The sequence below is a fragment of the Pseudoalteromonas phenolica genome (genome assembly GCF_005876835.1).
Taxonomy (GTDB): domain Bacteria; phylum Pseudomonadota; class Gammaproteobacteria; order Enterobacterales; family Alteromonadaceae; genus Pseudoalteromonas; species Pseudoalteromonas phenolica_B.
This window is the reverse complement of the sequence record NZ_PPSW01000008.1, coordinates 35,725-51,381: the sequence shown is the minus strand read 5'-3', so window position 1 is coordinate 51,381 and position 15,657 is coordinate 35,725. Positions and strand designations below refer to the sequence as shown.

The 15,657-nt window shown below is 41.7% G+C and carries 14 protein-coding genes; 4 read left to right on the top strand and 10 right to left on the bottom strand.

The genetic code is table 11. From position 1 onward, the window contains the following. The first annotated feature begins 112 nt into the window (after positions 1-112). Positions 113-316 (top strand): hypothetical protein, encoded by a 204-nt coding sequence (locus C1E24_RS06075; protein WP_138479724.1) that lies wholly within the window; start codon positions 113-115, stop codon positions 314-316. A 61-nt stretch (positions 317-377) separates the two neighbouring features. Here the strand turns inward: C1E24_RS06075 and C1E24_RS06070 are convergent, their stop codons facing one another. From C1E24_RS06070 to C1E24_RS06025, 10 genes are all read right to left on the bottom strand, one after another. Next, positions 378-1,271 (bottom strand): hypothetical protein, encoded by an 894-nt coding sequence (locus tag C1E24_RS06070; protein WP_138479722.1) that lies wholly within the window; start codon positions 1,269-1,271, stop codon positions 378-380. Then, positions 1,271-1,867, bottom strand: a complete 597-nt coding sequence (locus C1E24_RS06065; protein ID WP_138479720.1) for a hypothetical protein — start codon at positions 1,865-1,867, stop codon at positions 1,271-1,273. Before C1E24_RS06065 ends, C1E24_RS06070 begins: the two co-directional genes overlap by 1 nt. Continuing rightward, complete coding sequence (locus C1E24_RS06060) at positions 1,854-2,393, bottom strand: RNA polymerase sigma factor (RefSeq protein ID WP_138479718.1); 540 nt, start codon at positions 2,391-2,393, stop codon at positions 1,854-1,856. Before C1E24_RS06060 ends, C1E24_RS06065 begins: the two co-directional genes overlap by 14 nt. 73 nt (positions 2,394-2,466) lie before the next feature. Continuing rightward, positions 2,467-3,378, bottom strand: coding sequence for a hydrogen peroxide-inducible genes activator (locus tag C1E24_RS06055; protein ID WP_138479716.1), 912 nt, complete (start codon positions 3,376-3,378; stop codon positions 2,467-2,469). A 162-nt stretch (positions 3,379-3,540) separates the two neighbouring features. Next, positions 3,541-4,809 carry an inorganic phosphate transporter gene (locus C1E24_RS06050; protein ID WP_138479714.1) on the bottom strand — a complete coding sequence of 423 codons (1,269 nt, stop codon included), beginning with the start codon at positions 4,807-4,809 and terminating at the stop codon, positions 3,541-3,543. Between the two features lie 35 nt (positions 4,810-4,844). Next, positions 4,845-5,522: a TIGR00153 family protein gene (locus C1E24_RS06045; RefSeq protein WP_138479712.1), complete on the bottom strand. Its 678-nt coding sequence runs from the start codon at positions 5,520-5,522 to the stop codon at positions 4,845-4,847. Positions 5,523-5,662: 140 nt separating this feature from the next. Then, complete coding sequence (gene phoU / locus C1E24_RS06040; RefSeq protein WP_138479710.1) at positions 5,663-6,364, bottom strand: phosphate signaling complex protein PhoU; 702 nt, start codon at positions 6,362-6,364, stop codon at positions 5,663-5,665. Between the two features lie 22 nt (positions 6,365-6,386). Beyond that, complete coding sequence (gene pstB, locus C1E24_RS06035; RefSeq protein ID WP_058028771.1) at positions 6,387-7,211, bottom strand: phosphate ABC transporter ATP-binding protein PstB; 825 nt, start codon at positions 7,209-7,211, stop codon at positions 6,387-6,389. 30 nt (positions 7,212-7,241) lie between these two features. Then, a complete protein-coding gene (gene pstA, locus C1E24_RS06030) occupies positions 7,242-8,891 on the bottom strand; it encodes a phosphate ABC transporter permease PstA (protein WP_138479709.1) in 1,650 nt (549 codons plus the stop codon). 18 nt (positions 8,892-8,909) lie between these two features. Then, the gene (locus tag C1E24_RS06025) at positions 8,910-11,147 is read right to left on the bottom strand and encodes an ABC transporter permease subunit (protein WP_138479707.1); all 2,238 of its coding nucleotides are present in this window, start codon (positions 11,145-11,147) and stop codon (positions 8,910-8,912) included. A gap of 295 nt (positions 11,148-11,442) precedes the next feature. Between C1E24_RS06025 and C1E24_RS06020 the strand changes: the two genes are divergently transcribed. The 3 genes from C1E24_RS06020 (at position 11,443) to C1E24_RS06010 (ending at position 15,628) form a co-directional block, all read left to right on the top strand. Then, positions 11,443-11,949: a glycine cleavage system protein R gene (locus C1E24_RS06020; RefSeq protein WP_138479705.1), complete on the top strand. Its 507-nt coding sequence runs from the start codon at positions 11,443-11,445 to the stop codon at positions 11,947-11,949. Positions 11,950-12,051: 102 nt separating this feature from the next. After that, positions 12,052-14,142 (top strand): polyphosphate kinase 1, encoded by a 2,091-nt coding sequence (gene ppk1 / locus C1E24_RS06015; RefSeq protein WP_138479703.1) that lies wholly within the window; start codon positions 12,052-12,054, stop codon positions 14,140-14,142. Beyond that, the gene (locus C1E24_RS06010; protein WP_138479701.1) at positions 14,126-15,628 is read left to right on the top strand and encodes an exopolyphosphatase; all 1,503 of its coding nucleotides are present in this window, start codon (positions 14,126-14,128) and stop codon (positions 15,626-15,628) included. Before ppk1 ends, C1E24_RS06010 begins: the two co-directional genes overlap by 17 nt. Positions 15,629-15,657 lie beyond the last annotated feature (29 nt).

Below are 15,657 nucleotides of genomic sequence, written 5' to 3'. Positions count from 1 at the left end.
ATAATAAAACCTATGTGAAAAACGATGTCAGCTAATTATTAAGATTTCAACTTTTTAGCACGACATCACAAGGATTGATAAATATCACAATAGGAAAGTTAAGGAGGTCGTTATGCTGCTATTAGTATCTTTTTTGCTGATCTTACACTGCATCATTGCATATCAATGTTACTTAAGTACACAGAAGAAAGGGTATCCTACCTTTGTGTTCACTCTACTTAGTTTGATCCCTTATTTTAATCTGGTTGTTTGGGTGTATTTACTGTTTTTGCCAAACCTCAACGAGCAAACACACATGCACCAATCAAGTAATTAACTTATGATATATAAGAAAAAGAGGGCTAACCGCCCTCTTTTAGTATATCTTTTTGACGCCACTAGAATTGATATTGTGTTGCGCTTTTCGCCAATTTATCTGCGTTAATATCCCCTTTAACACATGACTCTATATCCGATTTTTTAAATACCAAAATATGCTTTTCTTGCTGGTATGAAGGGGTAAACTTGAAGCTCACATGCTCACTGCCTTTAACACTGCGTAAGCCATTACCATAATCACATAAGCTATTTGCCAAACTCACCGTCACAGTCGTTTTAAGCAACGCTTGTTGCGCCTGCTGCTGAGCTTGACGCTGTGCTCTATCTTGCTTCAGTTTTTCTTTAAGTTGTACTTTACTCTCAGTCAATTTAACTTTTTCAGCTTCTAATTTTGCGATTTCTTTAGCAACTTCTTTATGATGCTCAAGTAGTTCTTGGTTTTTCTCTTCTTGACGTCTTAACATGTAATCCAGTTCATGCTTTTCTCGCTCTAATTCATGTAACTCGCGTCGCGTTTCGCGCTCTTGCTCTGCCACTTCACGTATTTGCTCCGCGCCTTGACGCACCGCTTCTAAGGCTACTTGATACGCCTCTTTGGAAACATCTGCAATATTGTCACCGAGCACTGACATTTGCATTTCTAACGCTGAAAAATCTGGTGACTGGATCTCTGTAAGGCCATGTATATCTTGCATATCCCCAATATGCTTACGCCAATCAAACAGACTTTTACTTCGTAAACTCACATCAAAAATAAGCCCTTGATCTGCCAAGTAGTAGCCTTCGACATTCTGCACTTGCCCCTTGGTATCATGCCTTAATGCCGTGCTTACAACTCGCTGAAAAATGGTTACTTCTCGCTGTAATTTAGCAATATCTTGATCTGTTTTCGCTGCTGTTGAAAATGTTGCACTTAGCACTGCAACTGATAATAAAGAGAGTAAAGTTTTCATTATTGACCTCCATTATGCGCAACCGTTTGCAATGGCGCATGTTCCACTTGCTCTGCAAGTTCATTGAGTTGTAAACGTAGAATCGCTTGATCTTGGGCTCTTTGTGTTTGCAAAAATGCCAGTAAGTCATCGAGTGCCACTTGACGTTCTGCACGATTTGTCAGTAATACTTGATTGGTTAGATCAGCTTGTAAATTCTGACTTGTTTGCATCTGGGCTAAAATTTTTTGCATGGTATCTTGTTGTTTTGCTATTTGAGTTTGTTGTGCCACAAGACCTTGCTCTAGTGTTTGGTTTTGTTGCCACAGTTGCACAGATAGAAGGCTCAAAAAGCCAACACAAGCCGCCATGCCCCACTGCATCCAATGTCCTTGAAAACGACTGACTTGTTTAAGCTGTGGCATCACTATGTTCGTATCAGACGGAACCTCTTGCTCTTCATAGTTACTGACCATGCTCTGCCAAGACTGAGCGTTTTCAAACAACGGCTTAGTTTCTGGATCTGCTAATAATTGAGCTTGCTGTACTTCTGTAAGCTGCTCACCATCAAGCCACTTTTCAAGTAGTTCATGGGGGGTCGTTTCATGATTCGACACGGATCACCTCCAATGGCGCTTTCATTTTTCCAAGCGCACTATATAAACGGGATTTAACGGTATTTGGCGAAATAGCCAGCTGCTCAGCGATTTCTTCAAAGGTGAAATGCTGAAAAAACTTCAGTTCAACAATTTGTCGCTGCTCGAACGGCAAAGCCTGTAGCGCAGCATGAATATGTTGATTATCACTTTGTAATTGAATTGGGCAACTGGGTGTATGAGCAGCTTCAGAGACTTCTTCAAGTGGGCTGGACTGCCTTTGCTTACGAAAGAAGTCCATACAACGCGCTTGGGTCACCGAAAATAACCAAGTCTTAAATTGACTCTGGCCATGAAAGTTATGCAAAGAGCGATAGACACTCATAAAGGCTTCTTGCATTAAATCAAGTGCATCATGGCTATTACCAGTCAGGCGAAGGCAGTGGTTATACACCTGCTGTTCATGCTGCTTGATAAGCTTCAGCCAAGCAGCCTGGTCGCCTTGTTTGGCTTTTTTTATGAGTTTGTCTTGGCTTTGAAAAAACACCTTTAAACCCTAATTAATAATCTCTGTTTAGTTAGTCGAAAGGTGTTTTAAAAAAGTTTGCCAAAAATGAGATTTATTTTTCGCAATCACATTGCTCAGTGATGAATGGCAATAACCCCTCACTGAATAAGCGAAAATCGCGAATACGACCCGTAGTTTTACGCCAAATCAAACCAATCTCACGATACGCATCAGTACCCGACTTTCTCACTGCTAAATCTTTACCTGACAATATGCCTGCGTTGAGTGCCATTTGCGGTAAGAATGTCACACCGTGCTGATATTCCACCATGCTTAATAAGGTGTGCAAATTACTTGCTTCAAACGGATTGATACACTCATGTTTGTTAAGGTGACAAGCACTTAGGGCATGACCTGTCAGACAGTGCTCTCTTTCAAGTAAAAACACACTCTGATCTGGTAGCAAGTTGTAATCATCGATATCTTTTAGTGGGTAGCTTTTATGATAAACCAAGGAGAAACTATCTTTTGTCAGTACCTTGGTATGAAACTTTTCAGTTTGGTAAGGCAGTGCTAGCATGGCCATGTCTATCTGCCCTTGCTCAAGACGAGCCAATAATTTATCACTGGTGTCTTCAATCAAAATCAGTTCTAAATTTGGGAAGGCTTCACGACAGAATTGATATAGCGGTGCGGCAATAAAGCTAGCAATGGTAGGAATTAAGCCCAAAACTAACTTGCCTGAAAGCGGATTTTTAAAGCTCTCAGTGAACTCTTTAATGCTCATAGTATCGGCGACAATCTTCTTTGCACGCGCAACCACTTCTTCACCTAACTCGGTAAACATTAAGCTGCGGTTCTCTCGCTCAATTAATTGACTGCCTAGGGTTTCTTCAAGGGTTTGAATTGCAGTACTCAAAGTCGATTGGCCGATAAAACACGCCTGCGCGGCACGACCAAAATGTTGATGCTGATGCACTGCAATTAAATACTGGAGTTGTTTAATACTAGGTAGGTTTGTCACGGTTATCTCTAAGCAAACTCAAATTGCACTCAGTATAACGATGAAGGACTCAGAGTAAAACGGATAAGATCAATTGCTTAGATATTTAAAGTGTAGAGGATATAAAAAGACCCCAGCACCGTGATGCTGAGGTCTTTTCAAGCTAAAAGTCTGTAAGTCTAATTACACGCCGAAAGCGGTTCTTAGAATGTAGAATATAACAATAGCAAGTGCAGCACCGACTGGCAATGTAATTACCCAAGAAACCACAATATTTCTAATTACACCCATGTTCAGTGCAGCGATACCACGCGCCATACCTACACCTAATACAGCACCTACTAGCGTTTGTGTTGTAGAGATAGGTAGACCTGTACCTGATGCAATAACTACCGTTGATGCAGCTGCAAGTTCAGCAGCAAAACCTCGGCTTGGTGTTAAGTGCGTGATGCCTTCACCAATTGTTTTAATTACTTTCTTACCAAGGACTGCAAGACCCACTACGATACCGATACCACCTAGTGGTAAGATCCACCAAGCAAGTGCTGCTTTCTTAGCGATTTCACCGTTATGCTCAACAATGTTCACAACTGCCGCTAATGGACCAATCGCGTTTGCTACGTCATTTGAACCGTGTGCGAATGCCATACAACATGCCGTTAGTACCATTAGAATAGCGAATACTTTTTCAACGTTGTTGAACTGCATTTGCTTGTCTGCTTTAGGGTCCATTTTCAGACGGTTAATTGCTATCTTACCAATGAAGCCAATTACCACTGCGATACCAATTGCAAGTGCGTAACCTTCAACTGCACCTAGGTTAATACCAATGTGCTTTAGACCTTTCTTGATGGTGACAAGTGACATAACAAAGCCAGCTAAACCCATATAAATAGGCACATAACGCTTGGCATTTTGTAATGGCGAGTCTGTGTCGAAGATTAGCTTTTGCGCACTCATAAAAATTAGATATGCAATGAAGCCTGAAATGGCAGGGGTAACAATCCAGCTACCTACGATACCGGCAACTTTGCCCCATTGAATTGCTTCACTGCCCACTGCAACCAAGGCGAAACCTATAATCGCACCGATGATAGAGTGAGTCGTTGAAACCGGCCAACCCAGTAAAGACGCAAGTAGTAACCATGAACCTGCAGCAAATAGTGCAGAGATCATACCTAATACCATCAACTCAGGAATGTCAGCAAAAGGCGCTGCGTCGATGATACCTTTACGGATTGTTGATGTTACTTCACCACCTGCAAGGTATGCACCGGCGAATTCGAAGATCATCGCGATGATAATCGCTTGTTTGATGGTAAGTGCTTTCGAGCCTACTGAAGTACCCATGGCGTTTGCAACGTCATTTGCACCAATACCATATGCCATGAAGAAGCCTACTGCCGCAGCAATTAGGATCAACAGGGAACCATAGTTAGCAATGATATCCATTGATAAACCTTAAATTTTAAATACGAATAAAACGATTAACGAGCTAACATTAGCTCAAGTCGAGAACCAACACGCTCTGCAATATCTGCAAGCTCACCTACCCACTCGATGATCTTGTATAAGAACATTACATCAACAGGGTTAAGCTCACCTTCGATACTACGAAGCTCTTGGCGGATCTTGATTTGCATTTCATCCGTGTCTTGCTCAATTGAGTCTAACTTTTCAAGCATGCTTTCAACCAGAGTTACTTCACGACCACGGAATCCAGTTTCCAGTAGTTCGTCAAACTCATTGATGGCTTTAGAGGCTTGTTTAGTTGCATCGACACAACGCTCAAGATAAGCAATGAAGTCATTTTGAATAGACTGAGGGATCACCATTTCACGACCAACAACGCGACCTGCGATGTCTTTCGCTTTATTCGCAATTTTATCTTGCTGAGTGATCAACTCTAATAAATCGGTGCGCTCTACAGGCATAAATAAACCGCGAGGTAAGTGCAATCTTACTTCACGCTTTAAAACGTCTGCTTCACGTTCAAGGTTACGGATGTCAACACGAAGTGCTTCGGCTTCTTTCCATTCTGATTTGAATACATGATTAAAAAACGGTACTAAAGAACTGCTCGCTTTATGTACGATTTTAATGTGTTCTTCTATTGGCTTAATAGGAGACTTAGCAAATACTCCTAAAAACGCATTAGTAGGCATAACTGACCCTTAAATCATATTAATATGCTTTGCGGGGTGAATTTTACAGCATTAGCCGACGTTGTGAATGGATTTTTGCCCAAAAAACGGATTAAGCTGCGCTGAATCATAAAAATTCAACGCAGTCAGGTTGTTATCAACTACAGAGTTTTCGCGATATCTTCTTGAGATGTATGGCGAATATCTTTACCGTTCACAAAATAAATAACATATTCAGCGATGTTCTGACAACGGTCACCAATGCGCTCTAATGAACGTACTGACCAGATTAAATCCATAATTTTAGGAATAGAACGCGGGTCTTCCATCATGTACGTCATAATTTGACGTGTCAGCGCCTCATACTCGCGGTCAACTTTTGCGTCTTCTTTATGCACTTCAAAAGCACTTTGCGCATCCATACGGGCGAACGCATCTAGCACATCGTGCAACATCTTCGACACTTGGCGACCCATATTCTCTAAGTTCACCAATAAATCTTGCTGATCTTTAGTAAATGAATCTAGTGCAACACGTGCGATACGCTCAGCTTCATCACCAATACGCTCAAGGTCAGCAATGGTTTTAGCTATTGCAACCACTAAACGTAAGTCACTTGCAGCTGGCTGACGCTTAGCAATGATACGGGTACATTCTTCGTCAATGTTTACTTCCATGGCATTAACTTTGTAGTCGTTCTCGCTGACTTTACGTGCTTTTTCAGCATCGTTGTCGTTGATCGCATCAAGTGCTAGGTTAAGTTGCTGCTCAACTAATCCACCCATACTTAATACATGATTACGAACATTTTCTAGCTCTTCGTTAAAGCGGCCAGAGATGTGCTTATTTAAATTGTTTTCCATGATTTATTCCTCTCGCTCGCTATTAACCGTAACGACCCGTGATGTAATCTTCCGTCTTCTTCTTAGAAGGCGTTGTGAATAGCGTGTTTGTGTCAGCGTATTCGATCAGTTCACCCATATACATGAATGCAGTTTGGTCAGAAACACGTGCAGCCTGTTGCATGTTGTGCGTTACAATCACAACCGTATACTTTTCTTTCAGATCGTTGATCAGCTCTTCGATTACCAAAGTTGAAATCGGGTCAAGTGCCGATGTTGGTTCGTCTAGCAGTAATACTTCAGGTTCGATTGCAATTGAGCGGGCAATCACTAGACGCTGCTGCTGACCACCTGATAAACCAAACGCACTGTCATGAAGACGGTCTTTAACTTCGTCCCACAACGCTGCACCGCGTAATGAGCGTTCTACCACTTCGTCTAGTTTGCGCTTGTCTTTAATACCTTGTAGACGTAGGCCGTATACCACATTCTCATAAATTGATTTAGGGAATGGATTTGGTCTTTGGAATACCATACCTACGTTACGGCGAAGTGCCGCAACGTCTACGCTCTTGTCATAGATATTCTGCCCATGAAGGTTAATCTCACCTTCGATACGACAAATATCTACTAAGTCATTCATACGGTTAATACAACGTAATAATGTTGATTTACCACAACCCGATGGACCGATAAACGCTGTTACCTGACCCTTAGGGATTTTCATATTGATTTTGCTAAGCGCTTGCTTGTCACCATAGTAAAGATCTAGGTCTTTGATCTCTAGTGCGGTTTGCTCTTCGCTCAAATTAGCTAAATCTAATTTAACTTGATTTGTGTTATTCACTTCAGGAGCTACTGTAATCATTTCTAAAATACCTAGTTATATACTTTACTATTAATGTTCAAGAGAACGGAACTTTTCACGTAAATGGTTACGAATACCAATCGCGGTAATATTCAGTGCGATGATAACGCTGACCAGTAAGAATGCTGTCGCGTAAACCAGTGGACGCGCCGCTTCAACGTTCGGGCTTTGGAAACCTACATCATAGATGTGGAAACCTAAGTGCATGAACTTACGATCTAAGTGAACAAACGGGAAGTTACCATCAATCGGTAACGTCGGTGCCATTTTCACAACACCTACTAGCATAAGTGGCGCAACCTCACCCGCAGCACGTGCTACCGCTAAGATTAAACCTGTCATAATTGCCGGGCTTGCCATTGGTACAATGATGCGCCATAGCGTTTCAGCTTTTGTAGCACCCAGTGCCAATGAACCATGGCGTACTGAACTTGGAATACGTGATAAACCTTCTTCAGTCGAAACGATAACCACAGGTAGCGTTAAGATTGCTAAGGTCAATGCCGACCAAATTACACCTGGCGTACCAAATACAGGGCTTGGTGCAGCTTCTGGATAGAACAATTGGTCAATTGAACCACCTAACATATAAACGAAGAAACCAAGACCAAATACACCGTAAACAATCGAAGGTACACCTGCTAAGTTGATTACCGCGATGCGGATCATCTTAGTCACAGCGTTCTTAGCTGCATATTCGTGTAAGTAGATTGCTGCGACTACACCAAATGGCGTCACAATGACGGCCATTAACATAACCATGAAAACAGTACCGAAGATTGCAGGGAATACCCCACCTTCAGTATTCGCTTCACGCGGATCGTCTGAGATAAATTTACCTGACTGAACAAAGAAGTGACCTAGTTTTGCAAAAAAGCCCATGTCATTTGGGAACCACAAGTCTAATACCTGATAGATTGGTAAAGTTACTAGCTCACCACGCATGTCACGTACAACCACTTGGTCACGCTTCGCTTTCTTACGAAGCTCAAATAAGCGCGCTTCTAATACTTTGTATTCAGCACGAAGCTCAGCACGCTGAGACTCTAAATCTGCCAACACTTCATCCGTTAAGGCATTATCAAGTGCGTATTTCTTTTCTTTTAAACGAAGACGCTCAAGCTCATAGTTAATGTGGCCAATATCACCGTTTTGTAGATCAAGTGCTTCTTCATTTAAATCTACTGCACGCTCAACCAATTCAACTAAACGTTCTTTAGGCGCATTCGTAACTTCTTTACCGTCTTCGATTACACGCTCTACGTAGCCATAAAAATTACCGTTTTTACTACGCTCAAATACCGCCATCGCTTCAGGTTTAGTTTGAGACTGGATATCAGTTGTTAATATCCAACGGAAATCTAGGTCTACATATTCACGGTTACCTGTTTTTACCAAGATACGTTCAATATATTCATCTTGGTATGCCGATAAATCATAGCCTGCCGCTTCTAGGCGAGATTTAGGCACCATTTCACGGTCATAAATCTCACCAATCACTGTTTGCTTAGGCACTGAGCCTTCAAGCTTTAACTCAACCACTTCTGATGGCCAGAAGAAGCTTAGACCTTTCCACGCGATCATCGCTAATAAACCGATAACCGAGATTAAACTGATGCTAACTGCACCACCTGTCATCCAGATCCAAGGAGATCCTGACTTAAACCATTGCTTTACCATGTCATGAAACTCCGATAATTACATTGAGCTGTATTTTTCACGTAGACGCTGACGAACAAATTCAGCGAGCGTGTTAAATACAAAGGTAAAAATAAACAACACAAATGCAGCAAGGAATAGAATACGATAGTGCGAACTACCCACTTCTGATTCAGGCATTTCAACTGCGATGTTTGCCGCTAAAGTACGCATACCTTGGAAGATACTCCAGTCCATGATTGGCGTATTACCCGTTGCCATCAGTACAATCATGGTTTCACCTACCGCGCGGCCTAAGCCCATCATGACCGCAGAGAAGATACCCGGACTAGCCGTTAGAAGCACAACATAAACAAGGGTTTGCCACTGCGTCGCACCGAGCGCTAATGAACCATTTGATAAGTGCTTAGGCACACTGAATACCGCATCTTCTGCGATTGAGAAAATAGTCGGAATAACCGCAAAGCCCATCGCAATACCAACAACCAGTGAGTTACGTTGGTCAAACGTTAAACCTAGCTCATTCGTTAAATATTGACGTACATTGCCATCAAATACCCACAGTTCGATTTGACCGCTGATTGCGAATGACAACCAACCGATAAATAACACTACAGGAATGAGTAAAATTGAATGCCAACCGTCTGGAATTAAATGACGAATACTCGCTGGCAGTTTAGTCCAACCAAATGCGGTCGCGATCACCGCCACTGGCAGTAAAGTCACAAGTGCAATCACTGCTGGAAGATGCGTTTCGATTAAAGGCGCTAACCAAAGACCCGCTAAGAAACCAAGGATAACTGTTGGTAATGCTTCCATAATTTCAACGGTTGGCTTAACTACGCGACGCAATTCACTCGACATGAAGTAAGCTGTATAAATCGCAGCTGAAATGGCAATCGGTACAGCAAATAGCATGGCATACATCGCCGCTTTAATCGTACCAAATGAAATTGGCACTAAAGAGAACTTAGATTCAAAGTCATCAGACGCTGACGTTGACTGCCAAGTATATGCAGGCTCAGGATAGCCTTCGTACCATACTTCATTCCAAAGTGCTGACCAAGTTACCTCAGGATGCTCGTTGTGCACTTCAAATACAGAAAGCGTGTTGTTCGATAAAGACAAAACCGCATTTGATCGAGGTGATACTGCAAAGGTATCAATTGCTTGCTCACTGATTTTGCCACGCCATAATTCAGCTTCACTCGTTGTGTAGTAAACGCCTAAGTCACCTGATGATGTCGTCGTGAAGAAAGTACGACGGTAGTACTCTGTGTAAATGTCTAACTTATTTGTCTTTTCAGTTTCAAATGCGCGGATTTTGGCAAATTGACGGCCATTATCTTCCGTGTTTACTTCAAACCACTGAGACACTTCACCATTGTCGTTTGCCAGCATCAAAGAGTTTGCACCAGCGAGTAATGTCGCGCTCACTAGGTTTGCATTTTCTTCATTGGCTGCTAGCACTTGGAACTGCTCAACTTCAGCAGGATCACGCGTGTCAAAGATATAAACTTTGTTCGCACTTCGAACAAATACACGACTCGTATCAGGTGAAATCAGTAACTCATTTACTCGGCCATCAATGTCTAGCTCAGTGCGCTCAATTAGCCACTCAACTTCACCAGTAAACATGTTTTCTTCAGGTGTGAATGCTGCAAATACCACACGTTTGTCTTCAGTAACGGCAACTGCTGCTGCTTTATCTTCATAATAACTAAAGGCAAACTTAGCAATCGCCTGCTCTTGCTCATCTACCAATAATTGCTCACCATCTAATGGATAACCAATACGCGGGGTGATTAAGCGTTCATTACCTGGGAAGGTCACTAAGAAGCTCGGTTTAACTAGCTTAATTGCACCGTTATCTAAACCGTATGCATATAAGCCCAAAAACGGCGCGCTTTTCGCGAATGTCGTGATATTTCCATCAAGTTCAACATCTAGGCTTTTCATTAATTGCCCTGAGCTGTCGCCTTTTATACGGTAAAAATCGACACTCCCAGAATCTTCTAATAGATAAGCAATCTCTGTTTGCTCTTCAACACCAATACCAACATAGTTTTTCTCTGAAGATAAACTCACATCTGTGCGTTTCTCTACTTTTGCTGACTCTAAGATTGGCTCTACGACATATAGTAGATAGAAGAAGATCAACAGCAATGCCACAAGTACCATTACCCCGCCTGCGGTAATACTGTATTGTGCAAAGCGATCTTTAAATAAACGGCGCTTGTCCGTTTTAAAAGATTTTTGCTGTGCTGAGATAGACATTAAAACACCTTATTATCTTTGAATTGTGCGCATTATATTTCATCAAGATGACAGTATTGTTACATAAAAAGGACTTTAAGCGCTGTAAGTATGAACTTTTTTTAACACTTAAAAGTCATAAAAAAGTAGCGATAATCATGTTTTACCTCAAGGATATAAACCGATTTTCTGGACAAGCCTTAAAACTTAACTAATCTTAAACTGCGTAGCATTTAACACTGTAAGGATACGTTTAGAAAATGCTCGCTCGTTTCCACTTCACCACACGGTGATTAAAATAATAAGAGACATTGATATGAAGCAGTTAGTTTTAACAATAATAGGTAAGGACCGGCCGGGTCTCGTTGATGAAATCTCAGCAACCATCCTAGAACACCATGGTAACTGGATGACCAGTAACCTTAGCCATTTAGCTGGCCAATTTGCAGGTATTATTCAAGTTGGCATAGCAGAGGAGCATCTACAAGAAATACAATCAGCATTAAATGCATTACCTGGCTTAGAAGTACACATTGAGTCTGGTGATACTGACGTTGCAGATCAGGCACCTGAAACACTTAATCTAGTGATTACAGGCAATGACAGACCGGGGATTGTCAAAGAGCTTTCAAGTGTTATCCGCCATAAGGGCGCAAACATTACCCACTTAAATTCTCGCCAACGCAGCGCACCAAATTGGGGGGTGCCAATTTTCAGTGCATTTGCCACGGTCACTTTACCTGCGGGCATGCACAAAGATAATGTGATTGAGGCACTTGAATCGATCACCAGCGATCTAGTCGTTGATATCGAAAGTGAATAAAAATTAAATTTTATGACAGGCTGAGGAATAAGCCTGTCATATAAGTGTCACAAAAACCCCATATATTTTGTTGTTGTACCTTTGATTACCCATGGATAGATCATGCATTCTGTACCACACACCTCTACGACTATTAGTTACTTTGCCAAAGAATTAAGCTGGCTTTCGTTCAATGAACGCGTACTTCAAGAAGCCAAAGATCAAAATAACCCACTTATCGAGCGACTGCGTTTTTTAGGTATTTTCTCAAATAATCTAGATGAATTTTTTAGGGTGAGAGTAGCTGATTTAAAAAGAAAAATCTTATTAAACAGTCTATCCGACGCCCACTTTGACGCAGACGAAGAACTATTAAACCAAGTTAACAAAAAGGTCTTGTCACTCGGTAAGAAATTCAATCAGATCCACCACCAACTGTTAGCGGATCTAGACAAACAAAACATCCATATCCAACAGCCTGCCGATTTGTCTGGCTTTCACAAAGACTGGTTAGAAGACTTTTTCAAAGACCAAGTTTTGCAGCATATGTCGCCTATGCTACTCACTGAATCTAATGATTACTCAAGCAACATCAATGATGCGATGACTTATCTTTTTATCCATATGCAAGGCGAAAAGTCACAATACGCATTATTAGAAATCCCTACTGACAGGCTAGACCGTTTTGTCATTTTGCCTTCTGAAAAAAGCCGTCGTCATAAAACCATTGTCATGCTTGATGATGTAGTCGAATTTTATTTGGCAGAGGTTTTTAAAAGCTTTGTGAAATTTGACAGTATTGAAGGCTATTCAATCAAAATGACCCGTGATGCTGAGTACAATTTAGATAATGAGATTGAAGAAGGCTTACTCGATAAAATGTCGAAAGGCCTGAAGCAGCGCCTTTATGCTGAGCCGGTACGTATGGTCTATGACCAAGCGATGCCTGACGAGATGCTAAAGGTACTAAAAAAGCGTCTTGGCGCAAGCCAACAAGATGCACTCATCCCAGGTGGTCGTTATCGTAATTTTAGAGATTTTATTTCTTTTCCTAATGTTGGCCGTAAGCACTTAGAAAATAAGCCGTTGAAACCGCTCACTAGTAGCGCTTTTGCAAAACATGACAGTGTCTTTAAGGCCATCTCAGAGCAGGATATTTTACTTTATTACCCTTACCATACGTTCAACCATATGCTCGAGTATGTAAGACAAGCTGCCTATGACCCTAAGGTCACTCAAATTAAAATTAATATTTACCGTGTCGCCTCCCGCTCAAGACTAGTTTCGTCGTTAATTAATGCAGCCAAAAACGGTAAGAAAGTCACCGTCATGGTCGAACTAAAAGCGCGCTTTGATGAACAAAACAATATTGAATGGGCTAAGTTGCTCAGCGAAGCGGGTATTAAGGTACTGGTTGGTTTGCCAGCACTAAAAGTGCACAGTAAGCTCTGCGTAATTCACCGAAAAGAAAAGGGGAAGATTGTAAAATATGCCCACATCGGTACGGGTAACTTCCACGAAAAGACAGCGCGAATTTACACTGACTTCAGCCTATTCACCAAGCACAACGAAATCTGTGATGAATGTGATGAAGTCTTCAGATTCATCGAAACCAGTTATCGCCCATTTACTTTTAAGCACCTACAAATTTCACCATTAAATGCCCGAGAGCGTATTTGTGAGGGCATAGAGAATGAAATTTTAGCCGCTCAGAATGGTAAATTTGCACAAATCACCATAAAAGTGAATAATCTAGTCGACAAACAGCTCATTGATTTGCTCTACAGTGCTGCTCGACAGGGTGTAAAAATTCGTATCATTGTTCGTGGCATGTGTGCACTAGTCCCCGGATTACCGAAATTTAGCGATAACATCTCAGTTATCAGTATCGTTGATCGTTTTTTAGAACACCCTCGGGTAATGGTGTTCGAAAACCAAGGCGATCAGCAGGTTTATATTTCTTCAGCTGACTGGATGACGAGAAATTTAGATCACCGTGTTGAGGCCGGTGTGCCTATTTACGATCAGCACTTAAAGCAACTAATAATCAATATTTTAGAGCTACAATTTAAAGATTGCTGTAAAGCAAGAGTCATAGATGTCGAACAACAAAATAAGTACGTTGCCCGCGGTAACCGTAAGAAAGTACGTTCACAAATTGCCATCTATGATCTCTTGAGTAAATGGGAACACAATTATGCACAACACACCTGAGCCTGCGAATTTTGCAGCGCTCGATTTAGGCTCTAATAGCTTTCATTTAGTCATCGCCCGTAAAGTTGAGGGCAGACTACAAATTCTTCATAAAGAAAAGCATCGCGTGCATTTAGCTGCTGGTCTTAATGAAGAATTTGAACTCTCAGAAGAGGCCATTGAACGTGCTATGTTGGCTTTTAAGCAACTGGCACAAACTCTACAGGGGTTTGACCCTGCCAATGTCGAAGTTGTCGCGACTTACACGCTTAGAAACATTAAAAATCTAAAGCACTTTTTGCAACAAGCTCAAGTTCACTTCCCTTTTAATATCAATGTGATATCCGGGCAGGAAGAAGCGCGTTTAATTTACCAAGGCGTTGCAAACTATGTGCATGGGAAAGATAACCGCTTAGTCATTGATATTGGTGGCGGTAGTACTGAACTCGTCATAGGTCAACACTTTGAAGCCTTACAACTAACAAGTCGTGACATTGGCTGTGCCAATATAACCAAAGCCTGTTTTAGCTCAGGCAAGCTCAGTAAAGGCACGTTTAAAAAAGCCGAAATAGCCGCACGACAAGCTCTTGAGCCCATCTCTCCCCGCTATCGAAAAACCGGTTGGAAACAAAGTTACGGTACATCAGGTACAATCAAAGCCTTAATCGGTATTGCACAAGCTCAGTTCGACTGTGAATACTTAACACTGCCTATTTTAGAAGACATCAAAGCACTGTTCATTGCCCAAGGCAGTATTGAGCAGCTTGATATTAAGGGGTTAAACCCTGAACGCCATACCAATATCGCTGGCGGTTTAAGCATAGTCATTGCCGCCTTTAAAGAGTTGAAACTAGAGCGCTTAGAATATTGTGATTACGCGCTACGAGAAGGCGTTTTACATGAAATGCTGAACTATGATGAGTTTGACTTAAGGGTGCGCACTATCATCGCGCTCGGTCAGCACTACAACATAGACACCGCCCATGCAGATAACGTATTTGATACCGTTAAACATTTATTTTCACAGTGCAAAAAAGCCTGGGGGTTGAAGCAAAAAGACCTTCTACAGCTCCAGTGGGCAGCACAATTACATGAAGTAGGTTTATCAATTAACTCATCTGGCATTCAAAAACACAGTGCGTATATAGTGATGAACTCGGCCCTACCTGGGTTCACGCAGCAACAACAGAGTGTATTAAGTGCTTTGATCCGTTTTCATCGTAAAAAGATCAAACTTCCAGAGCTCGAACACTTTAATATTCTATGTTCAGATACTTTTGCTAAACTTTTAACGCTATTCAGGCTGGCCGTATTAGTTAATAGGACTCGGCAATTAACCGATTTGTCTCGCCCTACTTTGTCTGTAGAAGACAATAAATGCACAGTGCTTTTTGATGCACAATTACCTGAAGAACAAGCTTTGCTTTGCGCAGATCTCGAGCAAGAACAACTTTATCTTGACTCGATTGAGATTGAGCTTGCATTTGTCGTCGGTGAGCCAGCATAAAGCTGTAGCTTAAACATTAAAAAGGCTGC

What these genes read in the sequence shown, in the direction of transcription:
- C1E24_RS06075 (WP_138479724.1), top strand. Translation starts at nt 113, where the DNA reads ATGCTGCTATTAGTATCTTTTTTGCTGATCTTACACTGCATCATTGCA.
- C1E24_RS06070 (WP_138479722.1), bottom strand. Translation starts at nt 1,271, where the DNA reads ATGAAAACTTTACTCTCTTTATTATCAGTTGCAGTGCTAAGTGCAACA.
- C1E24_RS06050 (WP_138479714.1), bottom strand. Translation starts at nt 4,809, where the DNA reads ATGGATATCATTGCTAACTATGGTTCCCTGTTGATCCTAATTGCTGCG.
- C1E24_RS06045 (WP_138479712.1), bottom strand. Translation starts at nt 5,522, where the DNA reads ATGCCTACTAATGCGTTTTTAGGAGTATTTGCTAAGTCTCCTATTAAG.
- phoU (WP_138479710.1), bottom strand. Translation starts at nt 6,364, where the DNA reads ATGGAAAACAATTTAAATAAGCACATCTCTGGCCGCTTTAACGAAGAG.
- pstB (WP_058028771.1), bottom strand. Translation starts at nt 7,211, where the DNA reads ATGATTACAGTAGCTCCTGAAGTGAATAACACAAATCAAGTTAAATTA.
- pstA (WP_138479709.1), bottom strand. Translation starts at nt 8,891, where the DNA reads ATGGTAAAGCAATGGTTTAAGTCAGGATCTCCTTGGATCTGGATGACA.
- C1E24_RS06025 (WP_138479707.1), bottom strand. Translation starts at nt 11,147, where the DNA reads ATGTCTATCTCAGCACAGCAAAAATCTTTTAAAACGGACAAGCGCCGT.
- C1E24_RS06020 (WP_138479705.1), top strand. Translation starts at nt 11,443, where the DNA reads ATGAAGCAGTTAGTTTTAACAATAATAGGTAAGGACCGGCCGGGTCTC.
- ppk1 (WP_138479703.1), top strand. Translation starts at nt 12,052, where the DNA reads ATGCATTCTGTACCACACACCTCTACGACTATTAGTTACTTTGCCAAA.
- C1E24_RS06010 (WP_138479701.1), top strand. Translation starts at nt 14,126, where the DNA reads ATGCACAACACACCTGAGCCTGCGAATTTTGCAGCGCTCGATTTAGGC.